24 protein-coding genes and 2 pseudogenes are annotated in these 20,430 nt (G+C 35.0%); 8 read left to right on the top strand and 18 right to left on the bottom strand.

Annotated features, from left to right (window positions below; translation table 11 throughout):
* Nucleotides 1-80 precede the first annotated feature (80 nt).
* On the bottom strand, nt 81-1,250 hold the full coding sequence (gene amaA, locus Q9B79_RS14335; RefSeq protein WP_306185253.1) for an N-acyl-aliphatic-L-amino acid amidohydrolase: 1,170 nt from the start codon (nt 1,248-1,250) through the stop codon (nt 81-83).
* A gap of 306 nt (nt 1,251-1,556) precedes the next feature.
* On the opposite strand from amaA, the gene Q9B79_RS14330 reads away from it, so the two are divergent.
* The 5 genes from Q9B79_RS14330 (at nt 1,557) to dltD (ending at nt 5,874) form a co-directional block, all read left to right on the top strand.
* A complete protein-coding gene (locus Q9B79_RS14330; protein ID WP_000440293.1) occupies nt 1,557-1,703 on the top strand; it encodes a teichoic acid D-Ala incorporation-associated protein DltX in 147 nt (48 codons plus the stop codon).
* Nucleotides 1,704-1,715: 12 nt separating this feature from the next.
* A complete protein-coding gene (dltA, locus tag Q9B79_RS14325; RefSeq protein WP_306185250.1) occupies nt 1,716-3,230 on the top strand; it encodes a D-alanine--poly(phosphoribitol) ligase subunit DltA in 1,515 nt (504 codons plus the stop codon).
* Nucleotides 3,227-4,393: a D-alanyl-lipoteichoic acid biosynthesis protein DltB gene (gene dltB, locus Q9B79_RS14320; protein WP_306185248.1), complete on the top strand. Its 1,167-nt coding sequence runs from the start codon at nt 3,227-3,229 to the stop codon at nt 4,391-4,393. The genes dltA and dltB overlap by 4 nt, the downstream gene beginning before the upstream one ends.
* Nucleotides 4,394-4,462: 69 nt before the next feature.
* Nucleotides 4,463-4,702 carry a D-alanine--poly(phosphoribitol) ligase subunit DltC gene (gene dltC, locus Q9B79_RS14315; RefSeq protein WP_000807310.1) on the top strand — a complete coding sequence of 80 codons (240 nt, stop codon included), beginning with the start codon at nt 4,463-4,465 and terminating at the stop codon, nt 4,700-4,702.
* On the top strand, nt 4,699-5,874 hold the full coding sequence (gene dltD / locus Q9B79_RS14310; protein WP_098669906.1) for a D-alanyl-lipoteichoic acid biosynthesis protein DltD: 1,176 nt from the start codon (nt 4,699-4,701) through the stop codon (nt 5,872-5,874). Before dltC ends, dltD begins: the two co-directional genes overlap by 4 nt.
* 17 nt (nt 5,875-5,891) lie before the next feature.
* On the opposite strand, the gene Q9B79_RS14305 is transcribed toward dltD, so the two are convergent.
* Nucleotides 5,892-6,986 carry an NAD(P)H-dependent flavin oxidoreductase gene (locus tag Q9B79_RS14305; protein ID WP_306185244.1) on the bottom strand — a complete coding sequence of 365 codons (1,095 nt, stop codon included), beginning with the start codon at nt 6,984-6,986 and terminating at the stop codon, nt 5,892-5,894.
* Nucleotides 6,987-7,101: 115 nt separating this feature from the next.
* On the opposite strand from Q9B79_RS14305, the gene Q9B79_RS14300 reads away from it, so the two are divergent.
* On the top strand, nt 7,102-8,022 hold the full coding sequence (locus tag Q9B79_RS14300; protein ID WP_306185243.1) for a S66 peptidase family protein: 921 nt from the start codon (nt 7,102-7,104) through the stop codon (nt 8,020-8,022).
* A 28-nt stretch (nt 8,023-8,050) separates the two neighbouring features.
* Here the strand turns inward: Q9B79_RS14300 and Q9B79_RS14295 are convergent, their stop codons facing one another.
* From Q9B79_RS14295 to Q9B79_RS14285, 3 genes are all read right to left on the bottom strand, one after another.
* Nucleotides 8,051-8,449 (bottom strand): SseB family protein, encoded by a 399-nt coding sequence (locus tag Q9B79_RS14295; protein ID WP_306185242.1) that lies wholly within the window; start codon nt 8,447-8,449, stop codon nt 8,051-8,053.
* Nucleotides 8,450-8,535: 86 nt separating this feature from the next.
* Complete coding sequence (locus tag Q9B79_RS14290) at nt 8,536-9,090, bottom strand: cysteine hydrolase family protein (RefSeq protein WP_306186169.1); 555 nt, start codon at nt 9,088-9,090, stop codon at nt 8,536-8,538.
* Nucleotides 9,059-9,574 (bottom strand): carboxymuconolactone decarboxylase family protein, encoded by a 516-nt coding sequence (locus tag Q9B79_RS14285; RefSeq protein ID WP_306185240.1) that lies wholly within the window; start codon nt 9,572-9,574, stop codon nt 9,059-9,061. The genes Q9B79_RS14290 and Q9B79_RS14285 overlap by 32 nt, the downstream gene beginning before the upstream one ends.
* A 63-nt stretch (nt 9,575-9,637) precedes the next feature.
* Between Q9B79_RS14285 and Q9B79_RS14280 the strand changes: the two genes are divergently transcribed.
* Together Q9B79_RS14280 and Q9B79_RS14275 are read left to right on the top strand one after the other, a co-directional pair.
* The gene (locus Q9B79_RS14280) at nt 9,638-10,090 is read left to right on the top strand and encodes an Lrp/AsnC family transcriptional regulator (protein WP_001175498.1); all 453 of its coding nucleotides are present in this window, start codon (nt 9,638-9,640) and stop codon (nt 10,088-10,090) included.
* Between the two features lie 100 nt (nt 10,091-10,190).
* Entirely contained in the window at nt 10,191-10,373 is a 183-nt protein-coding gene (locus Q9B79_RS14275; RefSeq protein ID WP_000707111.1) for a DUF3913 family protein, read from the top strand.
* A gap of 29 nt (nt 10,374-10,402) precedes the next feature.
* Here Q9B79_RS14275 and Q9B79_RS14270 read toward each other — a convergent pair whose 3' ends face one another.
* The 13 genes and pseudogenes from Q9B79_RS14270 to Q9B79_RS14210 all read right to left on the bottom strand — a co-directional run bounded on the left by Q9B79_RS14270 (nt 10,403) and on the right by Q9B79_RS14210 (nt 20,361).
* Nucleotides 10,403-11,416 (bottom strand): CPBP family intramembrane glutamic endopeptidase, encoded by a 1,014-nt coding sequence (locus Q9B79_RS14270; RefSeq protein ID WP_306185237.1) that lies wholly within the window; start codon nt 11,414-11,416, stop codon nt 10,403-10,405.
* Nucleotides 11,417-11,611: 195 nt separating this feature from the next.
* Nucleotides 11,612-12,388 (bottom strand): ABC transporter permease, encoded by a 777-nt coding sequence (locus tag Q9B79_RS14265; protein ID WP_306185235.1) that lies wholly within the window; start codon nt 12,386-12,388, stop codon nt 11,612-11,614.
* Complete coding sequence (locus tag Q9B79_RS14260; RefSeq protein ID WP_306185234.1) at nt 12,388-13,290, bottom strand: ABC transporter ATP-binding protein; 903 nt, start codon at nt 13,288-13,290, stop codon at nt 12,388-12,390. The genes Q9B79_RS14265 and Q9B79_RS14260 overlap by 1 nt, the downstream gene beginning before the upstream one ends.
* 14 nt (nt 13,291-13,304) lie before the next feature.
* Nucleotides 13,305-14,099 (bottom strand): ABC transporter permease, encoded by a 795-nt coding sequence (locus Q9B79_RS14255; protein WP_306185232.1) that lies wholly within the window; start codon nt 14,097-14,099, stop codon nt 13,305-13,307.
* A complete protein-coding gene (locus Q9B79_RS14250) occupies nt 14,096-14,794 on the bottom strand; it encodes an ABC transporter ATP-binding protein (RefSeq protein ID WP_306185230.1) in 699 nt (232 codons plus the stop codon). Before Q9B79_RS14250 ends, Q9B79_RS14255 begins: the two co-directional genes overlap by 4 nt.
* On the bottom strand, nt 14,791-15,171 hold the full coding sequence (locus tag Q9B79_RS14245; protein ID WP_306185228.1) for a GntR family transcriptional regulator: 381 nt from the start codon (nt 15,169-15,171) through the stop codon (nt 14,791-14,793). The genes Q9B79_RS14250 and Q9B79_RS14245 overlap by 4 nt, the downstream gene beginning before the upstream one ends.
* A 217-nt stretch (nt 15,172-15,388) precedes the next feature.
* Nucleotides 15,389-16,357 (bottom strand): class 1b ribonucleoside-diphosphate reductase subunit beta, encoded by a 969-nt coding sequence (nrdF, locus tag Q9B79_RS14240; RefSeq protein WP_001203038.1) that lies wholly within the window; start codon nt 16,355-16,357, stop codon nt 15,389-15,391.
* An 81-nt stretch (nt 16,358-16,438) separates the two neighbouring features.
* A pseudogene (locus tag Q9B79_RS14235) lies at nt 16,439-17,758 on the bottom strand (ribonucleoside-diphosphate reductase subunit alpha); the annotation flags it as partial.
* Nucleotides 17,759-17,855: 97 nt separating this feature from the next.
* The gene (locus Q9B79_RS14230; protein ID WP_372339547.1) at nt 17,856-17,993 is read right to left on the bottom strand and encodes a GIY-YIG nuclease family protein; all 138 of its coding nucleotides are present in this window, start codon (nt 17,991-17,993) and stop codon (nt 17,856-17,858) included.
* A gap of 243 nt (nt 17,994-18,236) precedes the next feature.
* Nucleotides 18,237-19,001: pseudogene (locus Q9B79_RS14225) on the bottom strand (ribonucleoside-diphosphate reductase subunit alpha); the annotation flags it as partial.
* Nucleotides 18,988-19,347, bottom strand: a complete 360-nt coding sequence (gene nrdI / locus Q9B79_RS14220; protein ID WP_000959450.1) for a class Ib ribonucleoside-diphosphate reductase assembly flavoprotein NrdI — start codon at nt 19,345-19,347, stop codon at nt 18,988-18,990. The gene nrdI and the pseudogene Q9B79_RS14225, both read right to left, overlap by 14 nt.
* A 476-nt stretch (nt 19,348-19,823) precedes the next feature.
* Nucleotides 19,824-20,141, bottom strand: a complete 318-nt coding sequence (locus Q9B79_RS14215; RefSeq protein ID WP_098344482.1) for a hypothetical protein — start codon at nt 20,139-20,141, stop codon at nt 19,824-19,826.
* Between the two features lie 25 nt (nt 20,142-20,166).
* Entirely contained in the window at nt 20,167-20,361 is a 195-nt protein-coding gene (locus Q9B79_RS14210) for an abortive phage infection protein (protein ID WP_071758925.1), read from the bottom strand.
* Between the last annotated feature and the right edge of the window lie 69 nt (nt 20,362-20,430).

Here is a 20,430-nt window from a genome sequence, read left to right as displayed (position 1 = left end):
ATAGTTCTTTCTCAGCCCTCTCTGACGGAAAGAAATAAAAGCAACTGCGATAGAGCGCAGTTGCCTTTTTTTATACTTTTCTATGATTTTAGTAGTCTTATCGCTGTCTCTAAAAATAGTTCCACTCCATAAATTAGCGCTGATTCATCTACATCAAACTTTGGATGATGATGCGGGTAGCAAGTATCTATCATTTCATTCCCTGTTCCTAGTTTAATGAAACAACCAGGTGCTTTTCTTAAATATGCTGAAAAATCTTCTCCTCCCATAGAAGGTTTAAGCTTCACAACACGCTCATTTCCAAATAAATGTAGTGCACTTTCTTCTACTACTTTCGTAATATATTCATCATTAATAACCGGATCATATCCATATCGATACGTATATGTATACTCTCCCCCATGTGCTTTTGTAATTCCTTTCACGATTTTCTCAATTTTCTCTTCTGCTTCTACTCTCAATGCTTGATTAAATGAACGAACAGTTCCCATTAAAGTTGCTACACTAGGGATGATATTATCAGCCATTCCCCCATGAAACTGCGTAACTGAAACGACTCTTTGCATGAAAGCATTTGTATTTCTTGATACGATATGTTGTAAATTTGTAATAATCTGTGCTCCGATAGCAATAGGATCTATCGTTTCTTCTGGTCTCGCCGCATGTCCCCCTTTCCCTTGAATTTCAACTGTAAATACGTCTGGTGCCGCCATCATCGGACCGTACGCAATTCCAATCTTCCCGCTCTCAAGTCCTGACATAACATGTAAACCTATTACATAATCAACACCGTCCATCACGCCTGCCTCAACCATTTCTTTCCCCCCGCCAGGATACACCTCTTCCGCGTGCTGAAAGAATAGACGAATTTCACCTGCAAAATCTTCCTTTATATTTGATAGTGCCTCTGCTGTACTTAACAAAATAGCGGCGTGAGCATCATGCCCACATGCATGCATCACTCCTTTATTTACAGATGTATAAGATTTACTTGTCTCCTCTTGAATTGGCAAAGCATCTATATCAGCTCGAATCGCAATCACTTTCCCTTGTTCCGTTCCTCTTTTAATCGCTAGTACACTATACTTCGTCGGTCTCGTTACTTCATAAGAAGAAAATGAGCATAGTGTATCATATATAAATTGCGAAGTTTCTTTTTCATGAAATGATAATTCCGGATACTTGTGAAAATGTCGTCTCCATTTCACAATATTTTCTTCCGAAATTAGATTTTTCCACACACTCTCCATCAGATACTCCCCCTTTTAAGAGACTTTAGCAATTCATATATTAATTATGAAGAAATACAAACAAATATTGTATTTCTCTACATTCATACAGTCCACTTTTTATTTACATATCAAATCCATTACAAATTGATGCTGAATGTAATATAATTGCTAAGTTAGGGATTTTCTTTTTTAGTATTTAGTGCTAATATCAGAAAAGAGCCTTTTGACTTATTTTTACCTAAAATGTGGAATTTTGTTTTTTTCACAATAATGTAGGACATGATACCTACAAAGAGCTATTATTTCATTAAGAGAGGGAAAGACATGGAAAGATTAAAAGAGATATGGTCTCGACCACTCACACAATGGGTTGCAAAGACGGTTTATTACCTTGCAATTTTATTTGCATTACTTTGGTTGTATGGATTCCATGATACAAACACAAGTACATTTATTTACAATGAATTCTAGGGTGGGAACGTTATGAAGTTATTAGAACAAATTGAAAAGTGGGCTATTGAAACGCCTGATCAAACTGCTTTTGTTTGGCGAGATGCGAAAATTACGTACAAACAATTAAAGGAAGATTCTGATGCGTTAGCACATTGGATTTCTTCTGAGTATCCAGATGATCGTTCACCAATTATGGTGTATGGCCATATGCAACCTGAAATGATTATTAACTTTTTAGGATGTGTAAAAGCTGGACATGCTTATATTCCTGTAGATTTATCTATCCCAGCTGATCGTGTACAACGTATCGCTGAAAATTCTGGTGCGAAACTACTTTTATCAGCAGCAGCAGTAACTGTAACTGATTTACCAGTTCGCATTGTAAGTGAGGACAACTTAAAAGATATTTTCTTTACTCATAAAGGGAACACTCCAAATCCTGAACATGCGGTAAAAGGTGATGAGAACTTCTACATTATTTACACTTCAGGAAGCACAGGTAATCCGAAAGGGGTTCAGATTACTTATAACTGCCTTGTAAGCTTTACAAAATGGGCTGTAGAAGATTTCAACTTACAAACAGGGCAAGTATTCTTAAACCAAGCACCTTTCTCATTCGATTTATCTGTCATGGATATTTACCCATCATTAGTAACAGGTGGTACACTTTGGGCAATCGATAAAGATATGATTGCACGTCCAAAAGACTTGTTTGCTTCTTTAGAGCAATCGGATATACAAGTATGGACTTCAACACCATCTTTCGCAGAGATGTGTTTAATGGAAGCATCTTTCTCTGAGAGTATGCTACCAAACATGAAAACATTCTTATTCTGCGGTGAAGTGTTACCAAATGAAGTAGCTAGAAAATTAATTGAGCGTTTCCCGAAAGCAACAATTATGAATACGTACGGTCCAACAGAAGCTACTGTCGCTGTAACTGGTATTCACGTTACAAAAGAAGTGCTTGATCAATACAAATCACTTCCAGTTGGCTACTGTAAATCAGACTGCCGCCTTCTTATTATGAAAGAAGATGGTACGGTTGCACCCGATGGTGAAAAAGGTGAAATCGTAATTGTCGGTCCAAGCGTAAGCGTTGGATATTTAGGAAGCCCTGAATTAACAGAAAAAGCATTTACTATGATTGACGGTGAGCGCGCCTATAAAACAGGCGATGCTGGCTATGTTGAAAATGGTCTTCTATTCTATAATGGTCGTCTTGATTTCCAAATTAAGCTGCATGGTTATCGAATGGAATTAGAAGAAATTGAGCATCACCTTCGTGCGTGTTCTTACGTAGAAGGTGCAGTTATCGTTCCAATTAAAAAAGGTGAAAAATACGATTATTTATTAGCGGTTGTTGTTCCTGGAGAACATTCATTTGAAAAAGAATTCAAATTAACATCTGCAATCAAAAAAGAACTCAATGAGCGATTACCAAACTACATGATTCCACGTAAATTCATGTATCAATCTTCTATTCCAATGACACCAAATGGAAAGGTAGATCGCAAAAAATTATTGAGTGAGGTTACAGCATGACCGCATATGGATCATTTTATTTTTTCGCTATAGTGGGCATTTTATTAATACCTACTATCATAGCTGGATTAAAAGGTAAAATGTTGCGTAAATATAATGCAGTATTAACATTAGTCATGATTGCTATTATCTTCTCAGATAAACCGAAGCAAGCGATTATGTTAGCCGCATTTATTATTTGGCAATATGCCCTAATTAAAGGCTATTTAATTTTAAGAAAACAAAATAATAGTACATTCACGTTTTGTATAGCTGTTATTTTATCGATTTTGCCACTTATTTTGGCAAAAATCGCACCATTTGTACCTGAATTACATTTTATTGTTTTCGCAGGTATGTCTTACGTAACATTTAGAGCTGTACAAATGGTCTTTGAAGTTCGTGATAATTTAATTAAAGAACTTTCCTTCTTTAATTTCTGGGAATTCGTTTTATTCTTCCCTGCGATTTCAAGTGGACCTATCGATCGTTATCGTAGATTCCAAAAAGATATCCAAAAGCCACCTAGTGCTGAGGAATATCAAAATTTACTATATACAGGGCTTAACCGTATTTTCCAAGGTTTTCTGTATAAGTTTATAATCGCGCACTTGATAACAACATACCTTGTAAAGGCAGTATTCGCCAATCAAGATACACTTTTATCTAATGTGATTTTTATGTACGCTACTAGCATGCAATTATTCTTTGACTTTGCAGGTTATAGTGCGTTCGTAATTGGTATCAGTTACATGATGGGAATTAAAACGCCAGAAAACTTTAATAAGCCATTCCTTAGTCGTAATATTAAAGACTTCTGGAACCGCTGGCACATGAGTTTATCATTCTGGTTCCGTGATTTCATCTACATGCGTTTCGTCTTTTTTGCAACGAAGAAAAAGTTAATTAAGAACCGTTACACAATTTCGTATATCGGTGCATTTTTAAACTTCTTCATTATGGGAATTTGGCACATCCAAGGAAGCGCTGTTGCACAATATGTTATTTATGGTCTCTATCATGCCGCACTGTTCATTTTATTCGATATTTTCGAACGAAAAAACAAGAAGCATAAGTTTTGGCCAAACAATAAATTTACACACGTCCTTGCGATTGTAATTACGTTCCACGTTGTATGTTTCGGTTTCCTAATTTTCTCTGGACACCTTAACAGATACTTTTAATGCACCCTTCTTATAACTAGTAAGAAGTTGCACATATAATATATTTCGGATATAAAGGAGATTTTAAAAATGGCAGAATTCAAAGAGCAAGTATTAGATATTTTAGAAGAAGTATGTGAAAACGATATTGTGAAAGAAAACTTAGATGTTCAATTATTTGAAGAAGGTATTCTTGATTCTTTCGCTGTAGTATCTTTATTAGTTGAATTCCAAGAGCGTTTAGATATTGAAGTTTCTATTTCTGATTTTGACCGTGACGAGTGGGCTACTCCAAACATGGTTATTAAGAAGTTGGAAGAAATCCGATGAACAAAGCAAAATTTGGTCCGATGCTTTTAGCATTGGCCCTTTTTGCTGTATTCTTACTTATTCCAACGCGCTTCCTACTTCCACTTTTAAGTGATGAAAAAGTAGAACAAGCTGCCACTTCTTTAAAAGAAGAAAAGATTCAAAGTATGATTTTACAGCAAAAGATGTTAGCAGACTCGAAATACCTTCCGATGTATGGATCATCAGAATTCGCACGTATGGATGCTTACCATCCATCAAATTATTTCAAAGTAAAGCCTGAAGGCTTCACACCATTCCTACTTGGACGCGGTGGAACACAAGACCTTGTACATGTATTAAACTTTGCATCTACAATGGATCAATTGAAGGATAAGAAAATGGTATTCGTTCTTTCTCCGCAATGGTTTGTGCCACAAGGTATTGATGAAACACACTTTGCACCTAACTTTTCAAAACAACAAGGTTACCACTTCATTTTCAACGATGATGTAAAACCTGAAATGAAAAAGCAAATTGCAAAACGTTTATTAAACTTTGAGATTGTTAAGAAAGAAACTTTACTTAAAATTTCGCTTGAAGGTATCGTTTACGATGATACAAAGCATAAAGTAAAAGCACTTGCTGCTAAACCTTTCGCTTATATTTATCGTAACATTTTAGATCGCAAAGATTTATTTACAGCAATGTTTGATATTAAACCGCATAAAGAAAAACTTGACCCTTCATTAAAACAAATGAACTGGGATGAAGCTCGTAAACATGCAGATCAAACAGGTGCAGCGGAATCTGGATCTAACGAATATGGTATCGAAGATGGTTACTTCAACAGCAAAATCAAGAAGAAATTAAAGCAACGTGAAGGCTACTTAAAAAATGATGCTTATGATCAATCGCCAGAATATGAAGATTTACAAATTGTACTTGATTTATTAAAACAATCTGGTGCAAAACCACTCTTCATTTCTGTTCCTGTAAAAGGTCCTTGGTACGATTACGCTGGCTTCCCGAAAGAACGCCGAGAATTGTACTATAAGAAAGTTCATGAGCAAATTGAGAAAGCTGGCTATCCAATTGCCGACTTCTCAAATCATGAGTATGATAAATACTTCTTAAAAGATCACATGCACTTAGGTTGGAAAGGCTGGGTTTATATCGATGAAGCCATCCAACAATTTTATAAAGCAAACTAAAGAAAAGACCGCTTGAATTATTCAAGTGGTCTTTTTCTATATACATTTTGCAATTGTTCGATTACGTTATCTGCTTCTTTCATCACTCGCTCCACTACATGCTGAGCTGATTCTATTCGTGCTAATGATGACGCTTGTCCTGCCCAAAGCGACATATATTCTCTTTTATTACGTTTTGCTGCTTCTTGGCGTATTTTAGAGGTTAATACATTTTGCACTGGATACATCGGAAGCCCTTCTTCTTTCCCTTCATGCTTCTCTATAAATTCATTACGAATACCTCGTGCATATTTTCCGGAAAACGCACGAGTCACAGTTGTACTTGTATCTGTACTACGTAAAACCGCTTGTTTATATACATCAGGCGTAATACTTTCTTCACTCGTTAAAAAGGCTGATCCCATTTGAACAGCTTCTGCCCCCAGTGTAAATGCCGCAACAAGCCCTTGTCCGTTCATTACACCACCTGCTGCAACAATCGGGATGTGAGGGACAGCTGCTACTAACTGCGGAATTAATGCGAACGTCCCAATCATAGCGTCCTGTTCTTTCCCAATAAACGTTCCTCTATGCCCTCCTGCCTCGCTACCTTGACCGACAATAATGTCTACTCCTAATTCAGCAAGTACTTTCGCCTCTGCCACATGAGTAGCTGTTCCGATGACTTTAATTCCTCTTCTTTTCAATTCATCTATTTCTTCTTTTTCTAACGTTTGAAATGCAAAGCTAACGACTGGCACGTTTTCTTCTACTAACACTTGTAATTGTTCTTTATAACTTTTGGGAAGCTTTAACTGCTCTTCTTCCTCTATACCGAATTCTCTATTCACTCCGCTAAGTAATCCCTTGGCCAAGTTTATCTTCTCTTCTTCTATTTGTATCTCTTTCGTTAACAGTAAATTCACACCGAAAGGCTTATCCGTTTGTTGCCTTATTTTATAAATTGCACCACGAATTTGTTCAGGGCTCATATAGCCCGCTCCAAGCGTTCCTAATCCTCCGCTATTACTTACAGCTGCAACAAGCTCAGGCGTCGTAATTGCACCTGCCATACCCGCTTGAATGATTGGATACTTAATTTGTAATGTATCTATAACTCGACTTGTAAACATCATTTCTCCTCCTATTCCCCTTATATCTTCTTTATTTGACAAACTTTCCCCTTCTTTTACAAGGGTTGAACTTCCTATGAAGCGAATATATTGAAAGTGAAGGAGGCTGAAAACAATGATATATCCAAATGCGTTACAACAAGGTGATACAGTAATGATTATTGCACCGTCCGGCCCACCAACAATTGAAAATGTATTAAAAGGTGTAAACGTACTACAAGAAATAGGTTTATCTGTAGTAATCGGGAAGAGTGTTTATGAGAAGTACGGATATTTAGCTGGAAGTGATCAAGTTCGGCTCGATGATATACATGAAGCTTTTTCAAATCATGAAGTAAAGGCCATTTTCTGTGCACGAGGTGGTTACGGAAGTGCTCGTCTCCTCCCTCACATTCAATATGAAGTCATTAGGCAAAACCCAAAAATCTTTTGGGGATATAGCGATATTACAGCTTTACATACGGCCTTTTCACGTTATGCAAAGCTCGTTACTTTTCATGGGCCAATGGTTGAAGAGTTAGGAAAAGGTATAGATTCTCTTTCTTTATCTTCTTTCAATCAACTATTCCATCCGTACTCCACCATCTTATCTGCTTCAGAATGTATCGTACCTACCCCTTCCTGTGCAGTTACAGGCACGTTAATAGGAGGAAATTTAACTGTATTAACGAGTATAATTGGCTCATCCTATGAGATAAATACGGCTAATAAACTTTTGTTGCTTGAAGACATTGGAGAAGAACCATATCGTATTGACCGTATGTTAAATCAGCTACTTTTATCTGGAAAGTTTAATGAATGTAGTGGTGTTATTTTTACAAGTTGTCACGACTGCACTCCTTCTAAACCATCTCAATCATTGCAAACAATATTATATGAATATTTCGCACCCTATCATATACCTGTTCTATTCGGTTTGCCGATCGGTCATATAAGCCCAAACATCGGGATTCCTCTTGGAGCTACAGCGACAATAAATACAAATAATAAAACACTCTCTATTTCCTCTGGCGTAGCCACTCCGTTTTCAAATTAAAAAAGGAAAAGCGATTCAGCTTTTCCTTTTATTTATAATAATTAAAAATTCGTCCAGATGCGATATCTGCAATTTCTTCTGGAATAAATGTTTTACTAATATCAGTGCCAACATTTAATACTGCTGTAGCATCTTTCTCAATGCTACCAAATAACTCTTTCCCACGTATCGTAATAAGGGGCGTTCCTTCTGGCAACACGTCTTTTACAAATTCCATTTGTGTAAAGAACGGAACGATCCATCTACCCTCTCCTTGGAAATGACGCAAACGAAGTATTCCTTCTGTTGCCCCGTCCTCTGCTTCTAGTGAACCAGCAACATAAAACTCAGTAGATAAGAGCAATTCATAAAATTCCTTTTGCTTCTGTTTATCATTCCCTGCTACAACAAGTACTTCTTCTATTCTCTTTACCGGAATTTGCTCCATATGATGCCACCCCTATTTTCAAAATGATTGTACTTAGATTATACGAAATATTCTTATTTTTTTCTACATAATTCGCAATTATTTTCTTAAAATAATTTTAATACTTCTTTTGTCGTCACAATCGTAGCAAACTCTTCATGTAAATTTACAAGTGTCATATTGTGAATATCTTCTGCACTATACTCTTTACCATCTAGACCTTTACGATTAAAAGTAGCCGTTGCATCACTCACTAAATATGTTGTAAATCCAAAATTTCCTGCCATTCGTGTCGTAGTCTCCACACAATGATTTGTCGTTAACCCTACAATCACTACTGCATTACATTTGTTTTCTCTTAATTGCTCTTCTAAATTTGTTCCAATGAACGCGCTGTTAACGGCTTTCTGAATAACCACTTCACCTGACAGTGGTTTCACTTCTTCTTTAAAGTTGACTGTTTCTGCTCCCTCATAAAACATCGAATGTTCATTTTCTTTATTTACATGTTGAATATGAAAAACTGGTCGTTTCCTTTTTCTCCATTCTGCTAACAAAATTCTCATATTTTCTTCAGCAAAAGGATTATTTCTCTCACCCCAGTATGGTAATTGAAACGCCTTTTGTACATCAATTATGATAAGTGCTATTTGATTCATTATCATTTTCTCCTTCATTTGGCTGTAATTGAAATAGAAAACCAAGTTGTTGCGACGCAGTAATAAAACAAATATAAGCGCAAAGCTCTACAATTTCTTTTTCCGTCCAATATTGTTGCAATACATGGAACATATTATCATCTATCGCCTTTTTGTCATGAACAAATGTATGCGCAAAAGTAACTGCTACCCCAATTTCTTCTACCTTTTGCATATCATCAGGCCTTCCCTTTGCCATACAGTACGGACATTCATTCCCGTAAGCTAATGTTCTTCTTACTTGCTCTTTCAGCTCTGCCGAGAGAGTTCCTTTACTATACAATGTATTCTCTACCATACTCCATGAATGTAATAACTCTGGATTATGCCCTAATAACTTTTGAAACTTTGTATCTCCTACATTTGATAATGAAATTCTCTCCATCATTTCCCCTCCTATTTCCTTCTGTTTTATTGTAAAATAAATAAAGTTCACTTTACATTTCATATGAATCTTAATTTATATTTTTCCTTTACAAAAATCATTATTTTACTGGAGGTATATTTACAAATGCAACTAGACCGTGTTGATCGAAAAATTTTAAATGAATTATATAATGATAGTCGCCTTTCCATGCGTGAATTGGCGAAACGAGTAAACTTATCTGCTCCGTCTACTGCAGAACGTGTTCGTAAACTCGAAAGTGAAGGCGTGATCCAAAAGTACACAATCGATATCGATTATAAAAAAGCAGGACTTGTTTTAGATTGTATTTTAGAAATCACTTTAAAAAATGGGGACACAACACGTATGCAACAATTTATTCAGTCCTATCCATCTGCAAGTTTTTGTTACCGAGTAACAGGAAGCTTATGCTACATTGTAAAAATTTCTGTTCCTTCACTCGTTGAACTTGAAGAATTTATCAATGATGTTTCCTCATATGCAACGACTGTTTCTCATATCGTATTATCAGAAGTATCTCTTACTCCTGATATTGAACATATCTTCCCAGAAGATTAATTAATTTTTATTCATAAAATATACAAAAACCCCTTACAATAAGAATAAAAATAATATATTATGTATTAAAATACATAAAGTTCGAGAAAGGGGCTTTACATTGAAAATCTGGTTTTATGAAAAAACGGCACAATTAGATGGCTTGCTTGGCATTTGGGATAATGTTCCGACTATCCCTCGAATTGGTGAAAAAGTTGAGATTTTAAAAACAGTCCGCACTGTTACAGATATTAAATATGTAAAGAACGGTAATAATTTTCGTGTAGAAATTATTACAAATTAAAAAGTAGCTCTTAAGGAGCTACTTTTTAATTATCTATCATGTGCTTTCTTTATTACAATTTTATCCTCTTCTACAGATACTGTTACATAATCATTTTCTTCTAACCGAAGCTTATTCACAGCCTCATCTGGTAACTCTACAGCCATCAGTCTATCTGTTACGAACACTTGAGTATACTCTTCATTTTCTTGTAATGCACTCACTACTTTTTCCTCATTTATAAAGCGCACTGGTGGCACACCCACTTCTTTTACTGTACGCCATTGTTTCCAAACGTAAGGAATTAACCAAAGTAATCCAACAACTGTAAGACCGATACCGATCCATAAATTACTTTGCGCTTGTAATTCAGGAATTGAAATGGCACTACCCTCTTCTCCACCGACAAATTGCATACTTGTTGCAATTAAATTATTTAAAGCGTGTACAGCTATATTCGTCCATATATTTTTCGTTTTTATGTATAAAAGACACATCACAACACCAAACATGAACGCACCAATAACATCAAAATGCCCTAAGCCAAAAATAAGTGAAGATATAATAACAGCTTTTTTAATCCCCCATTTATAAGCCATTCGCTGTAAAAAGAAGCCCCTAAAAATAACCTCTTCCATAATAGGTGCTAATACGCATGCTGAAATGAAAGTAAATATCGTCATATATACGTTACTTGTATTAATAACATTTCCATCTTCTAACATAGTAACTAAGAAATTCGGTAACGTATGTGCTAATATGTAAAATTGAATATGAGATATACCAACTGAAAAAATCATTCCCATTATCGTTGCTAACCCAATTAACCCCCACGACAAACGTCCTGGCTTATCAAAGAAGCTGTTAAATACAACATTATTTTTATTTGTTTTTATGTATAACCAAAATAACGGAAATACAAAAAATAAAGTTATTTGTGAAACAACCTCCACCGTATTCTCAGAAACATTTGATAGACTTAATGGAATCATCGTAAGGAACAACCCTATAATCATCCATCCAAAAAAGCTACGTAGTCTTATACGTGAAAATGCATAGTGCATATAGAACACCTCCAAAGATAGTAAAAGTAAATGGTGTGATAACTAAATTATAATATGAATATAGTTGAAATTCTTCCTATTTTTCTCAAATAATTTCGAACAATATATATAGTAATCATTCTTTTCTTCCAGTTGAAATATACAAGAAAGTTATGTAATAAAAATCCCCGTTTTTACAAGCGGGGATTTCTTTTATTATAATACGTCACGTTTCTGGAATAATGCGCCTGATGCTATAAGTAATACAACAATATACGTAATCACAAGTAATAATGAAGTTGTAAACGTAAATTCTGTGAACGGTGGTTCTGCACCACGATTAATTAATTTATTGCCATCGTAAACATTTAAATTAAAATGGAACAACACAACAAATTTTGCGGAGCCTTTTGCAAACATCATAAGCATCATCTTAATTGGCTGTTGTAGGAAAAAGAAGAACAATGTAATAATTAATGGCAATACAGATTTTCTAAATACATTTGCTAAGAAAAATGCAAGCGTCGCAAAGAAGAACGGTGAAAGTACTTGATATAAAGTAGATTTCATTACGATTCCTACCGTTAATTCTGTTTTGCTACCATCCATTACAATTCCGCCAATAATCATTGCAATGAACGTGCTAGCAAATATGATAAATACTATAGTAAGTAACACTGTAATATATTTAGAGAATAAAACTGTCATTCGTTTTCTTGGACGGATTAATAACTGCTTAATTGTACCTTTTTGGAACTCATCAGTAATCATACGAGAAGCAATCGTAATTCCAAATATCGTCGCAAACAAAGTAATTAAAACAATATCTGAACTTGCAAAATCTAAATATGATCCTTTAAATTCAGTCCCGTCTCCCCATTTCAACATCACTAAAACTCCCAAAATCTCCAATACTGCAATAACACCAATTAAAATATACATTCCTTTTTTCGCATGCAGCTTTAAAAATTCATTTTGAATTAATTTAAACATTACGCTTTCACTCCCCCTGTAATCGCTAAGAACTCGTCCTCTAACGTTTTATTTTGAACAGTAACTCCGTATACAAGCACATCTTCATTCACAAGTTTCTTTACAAGTTGTGGAATTTCTTCTTTCGTTACAGATACTACAATGACATTTCCTTGCGCCTTACCTTTCATGATTTCATTTGCTTTCTGTACTTGATCTACTTCAAACGCTACAACGACTGTCTCATCATGTTTTGCTTGTTCATGTAAGTTGTACTCTTGTACAAACTCACCTTGCTTAATAATAACGACGCGATCACACATGAGTTCAATTTCACTTAATAAGTGACTTGATACGATTACAGCAATATTCTCTTCTTTCGCTAGACGTTGTAAATAATCACGAATTTGGCGAATACCAGCTGGATCTAATCCATTTGTCGGCTCATCTAAAATTAAGATTTTCGGCTGATGAAGTAATGCCTGTGCAATTCCTAAACGCTGTTTCATACCAAGTGAATATGTTTTCACTTTTTTATGAATCGCATGCTCTAACTCAACTAGCTTTACAATTTCAGCAATGCGCTCGTTACTAATTGGTGTAATTGCCATGTTCGCAAAATGCTTTAAGTTTTGCATTCCAGTCATATAATCATATAATTCAGGATTTTCTACAATCGCTCCAATTTTCTCTAGTGCCTTTTCACGCTCCGTGCGAATACTATGACCACAAATTGTAATATCGCCCCCTGTCATTGAAATAAGACCTGTCATCATACGGATCGTCGTTGTCTTACCGCTACCGTTCGGTCCAAGGAACCCGTACACTTCCCCTTCACGAACTTCAAATGATAAACCACGGATAATTTCCGTTCCACCAATTTTTTTTCGAACATTCTCTAACTTTACTACTACGTTTCCCAATGCCGATTCCTCCTTTAGACTTCTAATTTTTTATCGATTATGCGACCTGTTATATAAACAAGTAAAACAAATATACTGATTGAAAAAGTAATACTATATAAATTCATAAGACTTTCTGGATATAGTATGAGATTTATATCCACTGATTCATCTATATAAACTGATTTTTTAATAAAATTAGGTGTAGGCGCAAGTCGACCCAGCATTTCATATATCAGGTTGATTACTTTCGTTACTAGTAAAAATAAGAAGAAAATAATTACATACTCCATTTTTTTCTTTTTCAAAGAAAATACTTTCACACCAGCTACTGTAAAAAGTAAAACTAACAATATACTTGATAAATTAAATACATATAACACACTACTAAATAATTGTTTTACTATATCTAGCTCAATTGTACTTTCCGTAAATAACATTCCATAGAGTTCTGTACCTTTTATTACTTTCATCGAAATACTATAGACAAACATAGTACCTATTACTTCAAAACACATAAAGCTAATTGCCGCATATGACAATATTGCTAAAATAATTTTTTTACCAGATATCGGTGTTAATCGAAATAATGTACTTTCGGTCATTTTCCCGAACGCAGATATCGCCTGCAGAAATACTAATACTGCAAAAATCATATAAACTAAGAATACTAAAGCAATAATAATCATTTGCCTTACTTCTCCTGATTCTTGTTTAATATAATTCCCCATACTTACAAAAGCGACAGCTACAATAAATATGAATGACAATAACGAAATAAAAATTTGTTTTTTATTCGCATTGTACATATATATTAAACTGGCCTTCATCTACTAAACACCTCCTTAAACAAATCCGTAACAGCTTTTCCTCGCTGAAAGCGTAACTCCTCTACATTTTCATGAAGTACACTTTCACCATCTTTTAAAAAGATTACTTCGTCAAAAATGTTTTCCACTTCTCCAATTAAATGCGTTGCAATTAAAATGGTACAATCTTCGCGATAAAACTGTAAAATAAGTTCCAATACGTGTTCCCTAGAAACGAGATCAATTCCGCCCAGTGGTTCATCTAGCACGTATAACTTCGCTTTCCTCGAAAATGTTAAAATAATTTGTAGCTTTTCAACCATCCCTTTTGATAAAGCTGTAATTTTTTCTTCTAACGGTATTTTAAATTCCGCAACCGTATCTACCGCTTTTTGAATATCGAAGTCTTTATAAAAATCTCGGTAGAAAAATAAAAAATCTTTTACCGTCATCCAATCATCAAATACTGGTTTATCCGACATAAAAGAAACAATTTCTTTCGTTTCTAATCCTACCTTTTGACCAGCGATTGTAATGCTACCTTCAGAAGGGTGCTGCAGACCAGCAATCATTTTCAATAACGTCGTTTTCCCGCTCCCGTTATCTCCAACAAGCCCTATAATTTTCCCTTCCGTAATCTCTATGTTTAAGTCACGAATCACTGCTTTTAACCCGTATCTCTTCCATAAGTTTTCTATTTTTAATAACTCTGTCATTCGCTCTCCTCCCTTTTCTCATGTAATGAAGAACGAAGGATTGTAAGAATTTCTTCTTCTGAAAAACCTAAATTGCCCATTCCATCTATAAAAGAGTGAAGTAATTCTTTCGCCATCTCTTTTCGTAGCTCCATAATTTTCTCCCCTTCATTCGTTACATATCGTCCCATTCCTCTACGTGTTACAACAACTCCATCCCGTTCTAGCTCTTGAAATGTACGCTGAATCGTATTTGGATTTACTTGTAATTCACTTGCTAATTCACGTACAGAGGGAATTTTATCACCAGGCAATAAATATCCTGTTACGATTTCTTTTTTTATGTATTCCATTACCTGAATATAAATTGGTGTATTTGGAGAAAACTCTATTTTCATTTCTTCCCTCCTTTTGTATCGGTGTACTAGTTAAATAATACACTGATACAAAAAGATTGTAAATACCCATTTAATTACAAAAAAAGTTCTATCCATTAGCCGGATAGAACTTTCCAAACAAAAATCGTTATACAAAAATAATAGTGTTATGTAAACAAAATTATAAAGAAAAGCTGTCTTATTAATGAATAAGACAGCTTTTCTTTATAATCATATATTAAAAATTAAACACAAAGTCATCATCAGATAACTTTTCAACATTCGTTGCTTTTACGTAACCATTTCCTTTTACAGAGAAGAAATCATGGTTTTTCGTATCTGTACGTAAACCATTTAAAACGATTGGGTTAATTTCTTCTTCTTCAAACTTTGGCTCAAGTCCTAAGTTCATAAGTCCTTTATTCGCATTGTAACGAACGAAACGATTTACATCTTCTACAAGACCGATAGAAGTGTAAATTTCTTCTGTGTATGCCATTTCAATTTCATATAGTTCCATTAATAACTCTTGCGTTTCTTTTTGCACTTCTTGTTGATCTTCTGCAGAAAGTTCCGCGAAGATTTGTTGTGCTAAAATACCGACGAATACGCCGTGAATGGACTCATCACGAATTATTAAGTTAATAATCTCACCACTTGCCGTTAGTTTTCCTTGACCAGCTAAGTAAAGTGGATAGAAGAATCCACTATAGAATAAGTAACTTTCTAAGAACACACTTGCTACCATTGCCATGTATAACTCTTTTTTCGTCACTTCAGGTTTTAATAAACGACGATAGTAACTTGTAATAATACCAGCCTTTTTCTCAAGTAACGGATGAGTATCTACCCAGTCAAAAATCTCATCGATTTCTTCTTCAGTAGCTAATGTTGTAAAGATATGACTGTAACTCTTGGCATGTACTTCTTCCATAGCACCCATGAAAGCTAATACACTTTTCGCTTGTAAATTTTCAAGATGAACAAGTACAAGTGGCATCCCTTCGCCGCCTTGTTTCGTATCTAAAAGTGTTAAACCACCTAATACACGCTTATAAGCAATTTGCTCTTCTTTCGATAATTGCACCCAAGTATTTTTGTCAGAAGACACCGCGATTTCTTCTTCTGTCCAAAACTGAGCGATGTTTTGCTTCCAAAACATTAAACTAAAATCATCTTCTTTTTTGTTCCAGTTTACCGCACGCATTCAATCGCCCCTTCTCTAAATATGATAACTAAGCATGAGCAGGGTTCAGAAAACCCTGCTCATCATGTCTCGCTTTTTATATTAAACAGTACAAGCCACACACTCTTCCACGCTTAATTTACGTGTTCTCGTATAATACAGACTCTTTAAGCCTTTTTTATGTGCATAGATGTAATAACGTGCTAATTCACGTGTTGAAATATCACTATTAACGTAAAGAATTGTACTAATACCTTGGTCAATATGTTCTTGAATTTCTGCGATTAAATCAATTAATTTAAACTGATTCATATCGTAAGAAGATTTATAGTACCAGAACGTATCTTTTGATAAATACGGCATTGGATAATATGTTGTCGCATTCGCATACGTTCTTGATTCGATTTGACTTACAATCGGCATTACGCTTGAAGTTGCATTTTGAACGTAACTGATTGATTGTGTGGGAGCGATAGCAAGACGATATGAGTTGTATAAACCATTCTTCTGCACTTGCTCTTTTAAACTTGTCCAATCTTCTTTTGTTGGAATATGAATTCCTTCAAATAATTGCTGAACTTTTTCAGTTACTGGGCTGTAATCTGTCGTTTCATACTTTTCAAAGTATGTCCCATTCGCATAATCAGATTTATCGAAGTCTTTAAATGTTTCGCCTTTTTCTTTAGCGATTTCCATACTTTTCTCAATAGAGTAGTAATTTAACATCATAAAGAATGTACGAGCGAACTCTTTCGCTTCTGCACTTTCATAAGCGATTTTATTTTTTGCTAAATATCCGTGTAAGTTCATTGCACCAAGCCCAACTGAATGAAGCTCATCATTTGCTTTTTTCACAGTTGGTGCATTCGGAATGATCGTCATATCAGAAACAGCTGTTAAAGCTTCCATCCCCGCATGAACTGCTTCACGAATTTCTTTATTTTCCATTACGTTTACAATGTTTAAAGATCCTAAGTTACAGTTAATATCACGACGAATAATGTCATCTGTACCGTAATCGTTAATTTCAGAAGTTTCTTGTAGCTGGAAGATTTCTGTACACAAGTTGGACATCTTCACAGTTCCAATATCCTTCAATGGATGTTGGTTATTTGCATTTGATTTAAACATTAAGTACGGATAACCAGACTCAAGCTGAATCATAGCAATTTTAATAAGCATATCACGTGCACTAATATCTAGCGGCTTCTTCTTCACTTTTGGATTGCTCATTAATTCATCGTACATTTCATCGATATCAATGTCATCTAAATGCTTTCCGTATTCTTTATACACCGTATAAGGCGCGAAAACATGGAAAGGTTCGTTTTTCTCAGCAAGCTCAAAGAACTTACTTGGAACGATAATTCCGATTGATAGAGACTGAATACGGCTCTTCTCATCGGCATTTATTTTTTTGGTCAACTCGTCTTCATATTTCTATGAAGGTTGGACTATATCATCAACCTGTAACTGGTTGCCTTGCACTTCGACTGGTACCTATTTCCAGCCTACTCTACTAGCTTTCGTCTAATGACGCGCGTTCGATAGTCTCTACACCTTCTTGAAAGTATTGATAATTAGGGAGATTATTAGAACTACCAATATAAAACTTCCTGTTTTCCTTATTAATTATCAAATAAATTCCACAGGTCATGGAATCTCGCCTCCGGTGAATATAAGATTCCACTTCACCCAAGTAATATTTCTTTCAAGCTTGGCACGGTATTACCTGCTATCCACTTGCATGGACCGTAGGCTCTCTTAGTCAGCTTCTTCGCGGGTTCTTTTTCTTTTACCCCTTATTCAACTGATACCGTTAGCCGCTAATGCGACACCCTATTGGTTAGGTTCACAAGGTTTTCTCATACACATTACTGTGTAGAGGGACTACCAATTAATCCAGGAATTCAATAATATCCCAATGGAAAATGTTTAAGTATACTGCGCCGGCACCTTTTCGTTGGCCAAGCTGATTCGCATATGAAAACGAATCTTCAAGTAACTTCATAACAGGTACTACACCACTTGCAGCATTGTCGATACCTTTAATTTGCTCACCACGTGCGCGTAGCTTAGATAAGTTTAAAGCTACTCCTCCGCCGATTTTTGATAATTGCATTGCAGTATTAATGTTAAAGCCGATTGAATTTAAGCTATCATCCATCTCTAACAAGAAACAAGACACCATTTCTCCTCTTCTGCTTCTTCCCGCATTTAAAAAGGTTGGTGTCGCTGGTTGGTAGTTTTGTTTGACAATCATGCTTGCGAATTGTTTTGCCTTCGCAACATCACCGCGTCCTAAGTATAATGACACAATTGCTACACGATCTTCATAGCTTTCTAAGTATTGTTTTTGATCATTTGTTTTTAACGCATAATCTTTGTAGAACTTAGATGCTGCCATATAAGATTGGAACTCGAAGTTTTCACCATAAGCGATGTTATATACCTCTTCTACTTCCTCCAAGTTATACTCGTCCAGAACGTTGTAATAGTAATCATGTTCTTTCATATACTCCATTCGCTCTGCCACGCTATTAAAATGAACGGTATTCTCTCTAGCTTCTTCCATAAAGACTTCTAATGCCTCTTTATCTTTATGAAGCTGATAAAAACCGTCCTGCATTTGCGTGATTTCATTATTCAGTTCAATGTGTCGCAATCTCCCGCACCCTTTCCTTAAAATATTCTACATCGTTATTTGTTCCTGATAACTCAAATTTTGATACAATAGGCACTTCATATTTAGCAGAAATTTTGTCAGCACTTGCACCGAACATGTCTCCCCAGTTACGATTGCCACTTGCAGATACGCCTTTTAATTTTTCATTATTGCGCTCTAAAAATTCTAAAACACGTTCTGGTACATTGCCAAAACCTGTTGTATACGTAATTAAAATAAAGTCTTCATCTATTACTAGATCTTCACCAATTTGAACGGCCGGCATATTTAATTTGTGAATGAAACGCTTCACGTTTCCTGTCATAGAATCATATGCAACTAACATTTCCGACCCTCCCTTTTCAATCTATACTCTCTGTATGTTCTTTCTTGATTTCTCTATATATTGTATTACGTTTCAAAATAAGACACAAGATATATGTATAAATTCTTTCTTTTTTTAACTTTTACTTTTCGACAAGACAGTCGATTTTTTTCAATACAATGACTATGAAACAACATTCTAAAACTCATGTCAATAAAGTGCTTTTCAAAAAAGTTGTCAACGAATTTAACCTTATTTTAAAAAAAGTTAACAATATATTTTGTCATAAAACGGCAAATGCTGGAGGAATATATTTCTCCAGCATCACGCAAAAAAGAACAGACATGAAACGATAATCTGTTCTAAAAAACGATTACATTTATCAGTTTTACTTTATTAAATATTATACATATACTTTCGGTTCGCGTTACATACTAAAAGATAATTATTATAGAAAAAGATTATTATTATGGAAATTCAACTTATTTATGAAAAGATTATGCAGAGTGCTCAATACGCAAAATATCTTTTACAAATATATGATGCGGATTTTCATCTTTATCAATCATTGTACATACTGGAGCTTCTTCATCAAAGTATACAATCATTCCTTCTACGTACTGATATGTATGTTGAACTTGTACCGTTACTTTAATTTCTACAGCCTCTTCATATGCTCTTTTTATTTTCTGAAGCATTTTTGCCGAACACTTTCGCTTCTCTGGATACATGACCATCCCCATAAACCTATTACCGGCTCTATCTTTCCACATATAATCCCAATGCGGTAATATGCCTTGTTTAAAATCGCCCATAATTCTCCTCCCTATATTCTTCTAGTTACGAACGTGGCGTTTCTGAATATGTATAAATTACTTGTCCGCCGCGCTGTGCGTTACCAATGAAATGTTTAAAGTCTTCTCGACTTACTAAAACTTCTCTGAACGTATAAAATACATCTTTCGTAACAACATACTCCTTTATTTCACCATTTTTCAGCTGATCCAAAATTGTATTTGCTAATTCTTTATCCATGTATTTCACCTCTATGCAATATTTTATTTTATCGTATATTTTATAAGTCAACAACTGTAAAATTATCCA

This window comes from Bacillus sp. MHSD_36 (assembly GCF_030757775.1).
In the GTDB taxonomy this organism is placed as follows: domain Bacteria; phylum Bacillota; class Bacilli; order Bacillales; family Bacillaceae_G; genus Bacillus_A.
This window is presented reverse-complemented; position numbering and strand designations above follow the sequence as displayed.

What these genes read in the sequence shown, in the direction of transcription:
- amaA (WP_306185253.1), bottom strand. Translation starts at nt 1,250, where the DNA reads ATGGAGAGTGTGTGGAAAAATCTAATTTCGGAAGAAAATATTGTGAAA.
- Q9B79_RS14330 (WP_000440293.1), top strand. Translation starts at nt 1,557, where the DNA reads ATGGAAAGATTAAAAGAGATATGGTCTCGACCACTCACACAATGGGTT.
- dltA (WP_306185250.1), top strand. Translation starts at nt 1,716, where the DNA reads ATGAAGTTATTAGAACAAATTGAAAAGTGGGCTATTGAAACGCCTGAT.
- dltB (WP_306185248.1), top strand. Translation starts at nt 3,227, where the DNA reads ATGACCGCATATGGATCATTTTATTTTTTCGCTATAGTGGGCATTTTA.
- dltC (WP_000807310.1), top strand. Translation starts at nt 4,463, where the DNA reads ATGGCAGAATTCAAAGAGCAAGTATTAGATATTTTAGAAGAAGTATGT.
- dltD (WP_098669906.1), top strand. Translation starts at nt 4,699, where the DNA reads ATGAACAAAGCAAAATTTGGTCCGATGCTTTTAGCATTGGCCCTTTTT.
- Q9B79_RS14305 (WP_306185244.1), bottom strand. Translation starts at nt 6,986, where the DNA reads ATGTTTACAAGTCGAGTTATAGATACATTACAAATTAAGTATCCAATC.
- Q9B79_RS14300 (WP_306185243.1), top strand. Translation starts at nt 7,102, where the DNA reads ATGATATATCCAAATGCGTTACAACAAGGTGATACAGTAATGATTATT.
- Q9B79_RS14295 (WP_306185242.1), bottom strand. Translation starts at nt 8,449, where the DNA reads ATGGAGCAAATTCCGGTAAAGAGAATAGAAGAAGTACTTGTTGTAGCA.
- Q9B79_RS14285 (WP_306185240.1), bottom strand. Translation starts at nt 9,574, where the DNA reads ATGAAATGTAAAGTGAACTTTATTTATTTTACAATAAAACAGAAGGAA.
- Q9B79_RS14280 (WP_001175498.1), top strand. Translation starts at nt 9,638, where the DNA reads ATGCAACTAGACCGTGTTGATCGAAAAATTTTAAATGAATTATATAAT.
- Q9B79_RS14270 (WP_306185237.1), bottom strand. Translation starts at nt 11,416, where the DNA reads ATGCACTATGCATTTTCACGTATAAGACTACGTAGCTTTTTTGGATGG.
- Q9B79_RS14265 (WP_306185235.1), bottom strand. Translation starts at nt 12,388, where the DNA reads ATGTTTAAATTAATTCAAAATGAATTTTTAAAGCTGCATGCGAAAAAA.
- Q9B79_RS14255 (WP_306185232.1), bottom strand. Translation starts at nt 14,099, where the DNA reads ATGAAGGCCAGTTTAATATATATGTACAATGCGAATAAAAAACAAATT.
- Q9B79_RS14250 (WP_306185230.1), bottom strand. Translation starts at nt 14,794, where the DNA reads ATGACAGAGTTATTAAAAATAGAAAACTTATGGAAGAGATACGGGTTA.
- Q9B79_RS14245 (WP_306185228.1), bottom strand. Translation starts at nt 15,171, where the DNA reads ATGAAAATAGAGTTTTCTCCAAATACACCAATTTATATTCAGGTAATG.
- nrdF (WP_001203038.1), bottom strand. Translation starts at nt 16,357, where the DNA reads ATGCGTGCGGTAAACTGGAACAAAAAAGAAGATGATTTTAGTTTAATG.
- Q9B79_RS14230 (WP_372339547.1), bottom strand. Translation starts at nt 17,993, where the DNA reads ATGACCTGTGGAATTTATTTGATAATTAATAAGGAAAACAGGAAGTTT.
- nrdI (WP_000959450.1), bottom strand. Translation starts at nt 19,347, where the DNA reads ATGTTAGTTGCATATGATTCTATGACAGGAAACGTGAAGCGTTTCATT.
- Q9B79_RS14215 (WP_098344482.1), bottom strand. Translation starts at nt 20,141, where the DNA reads ATGGGCGATTTTAAACAAGGCATATTACCGCATTGGGATTATATGTGG.
- Q9B79_RS14210 (WP_071758925.1), bottom strand. Translation starts at nt 20,361, where the DNA reads ATGGATAAAGAATTAGCAAATACAATTTTGGATCAGCTGAAAAATGGT.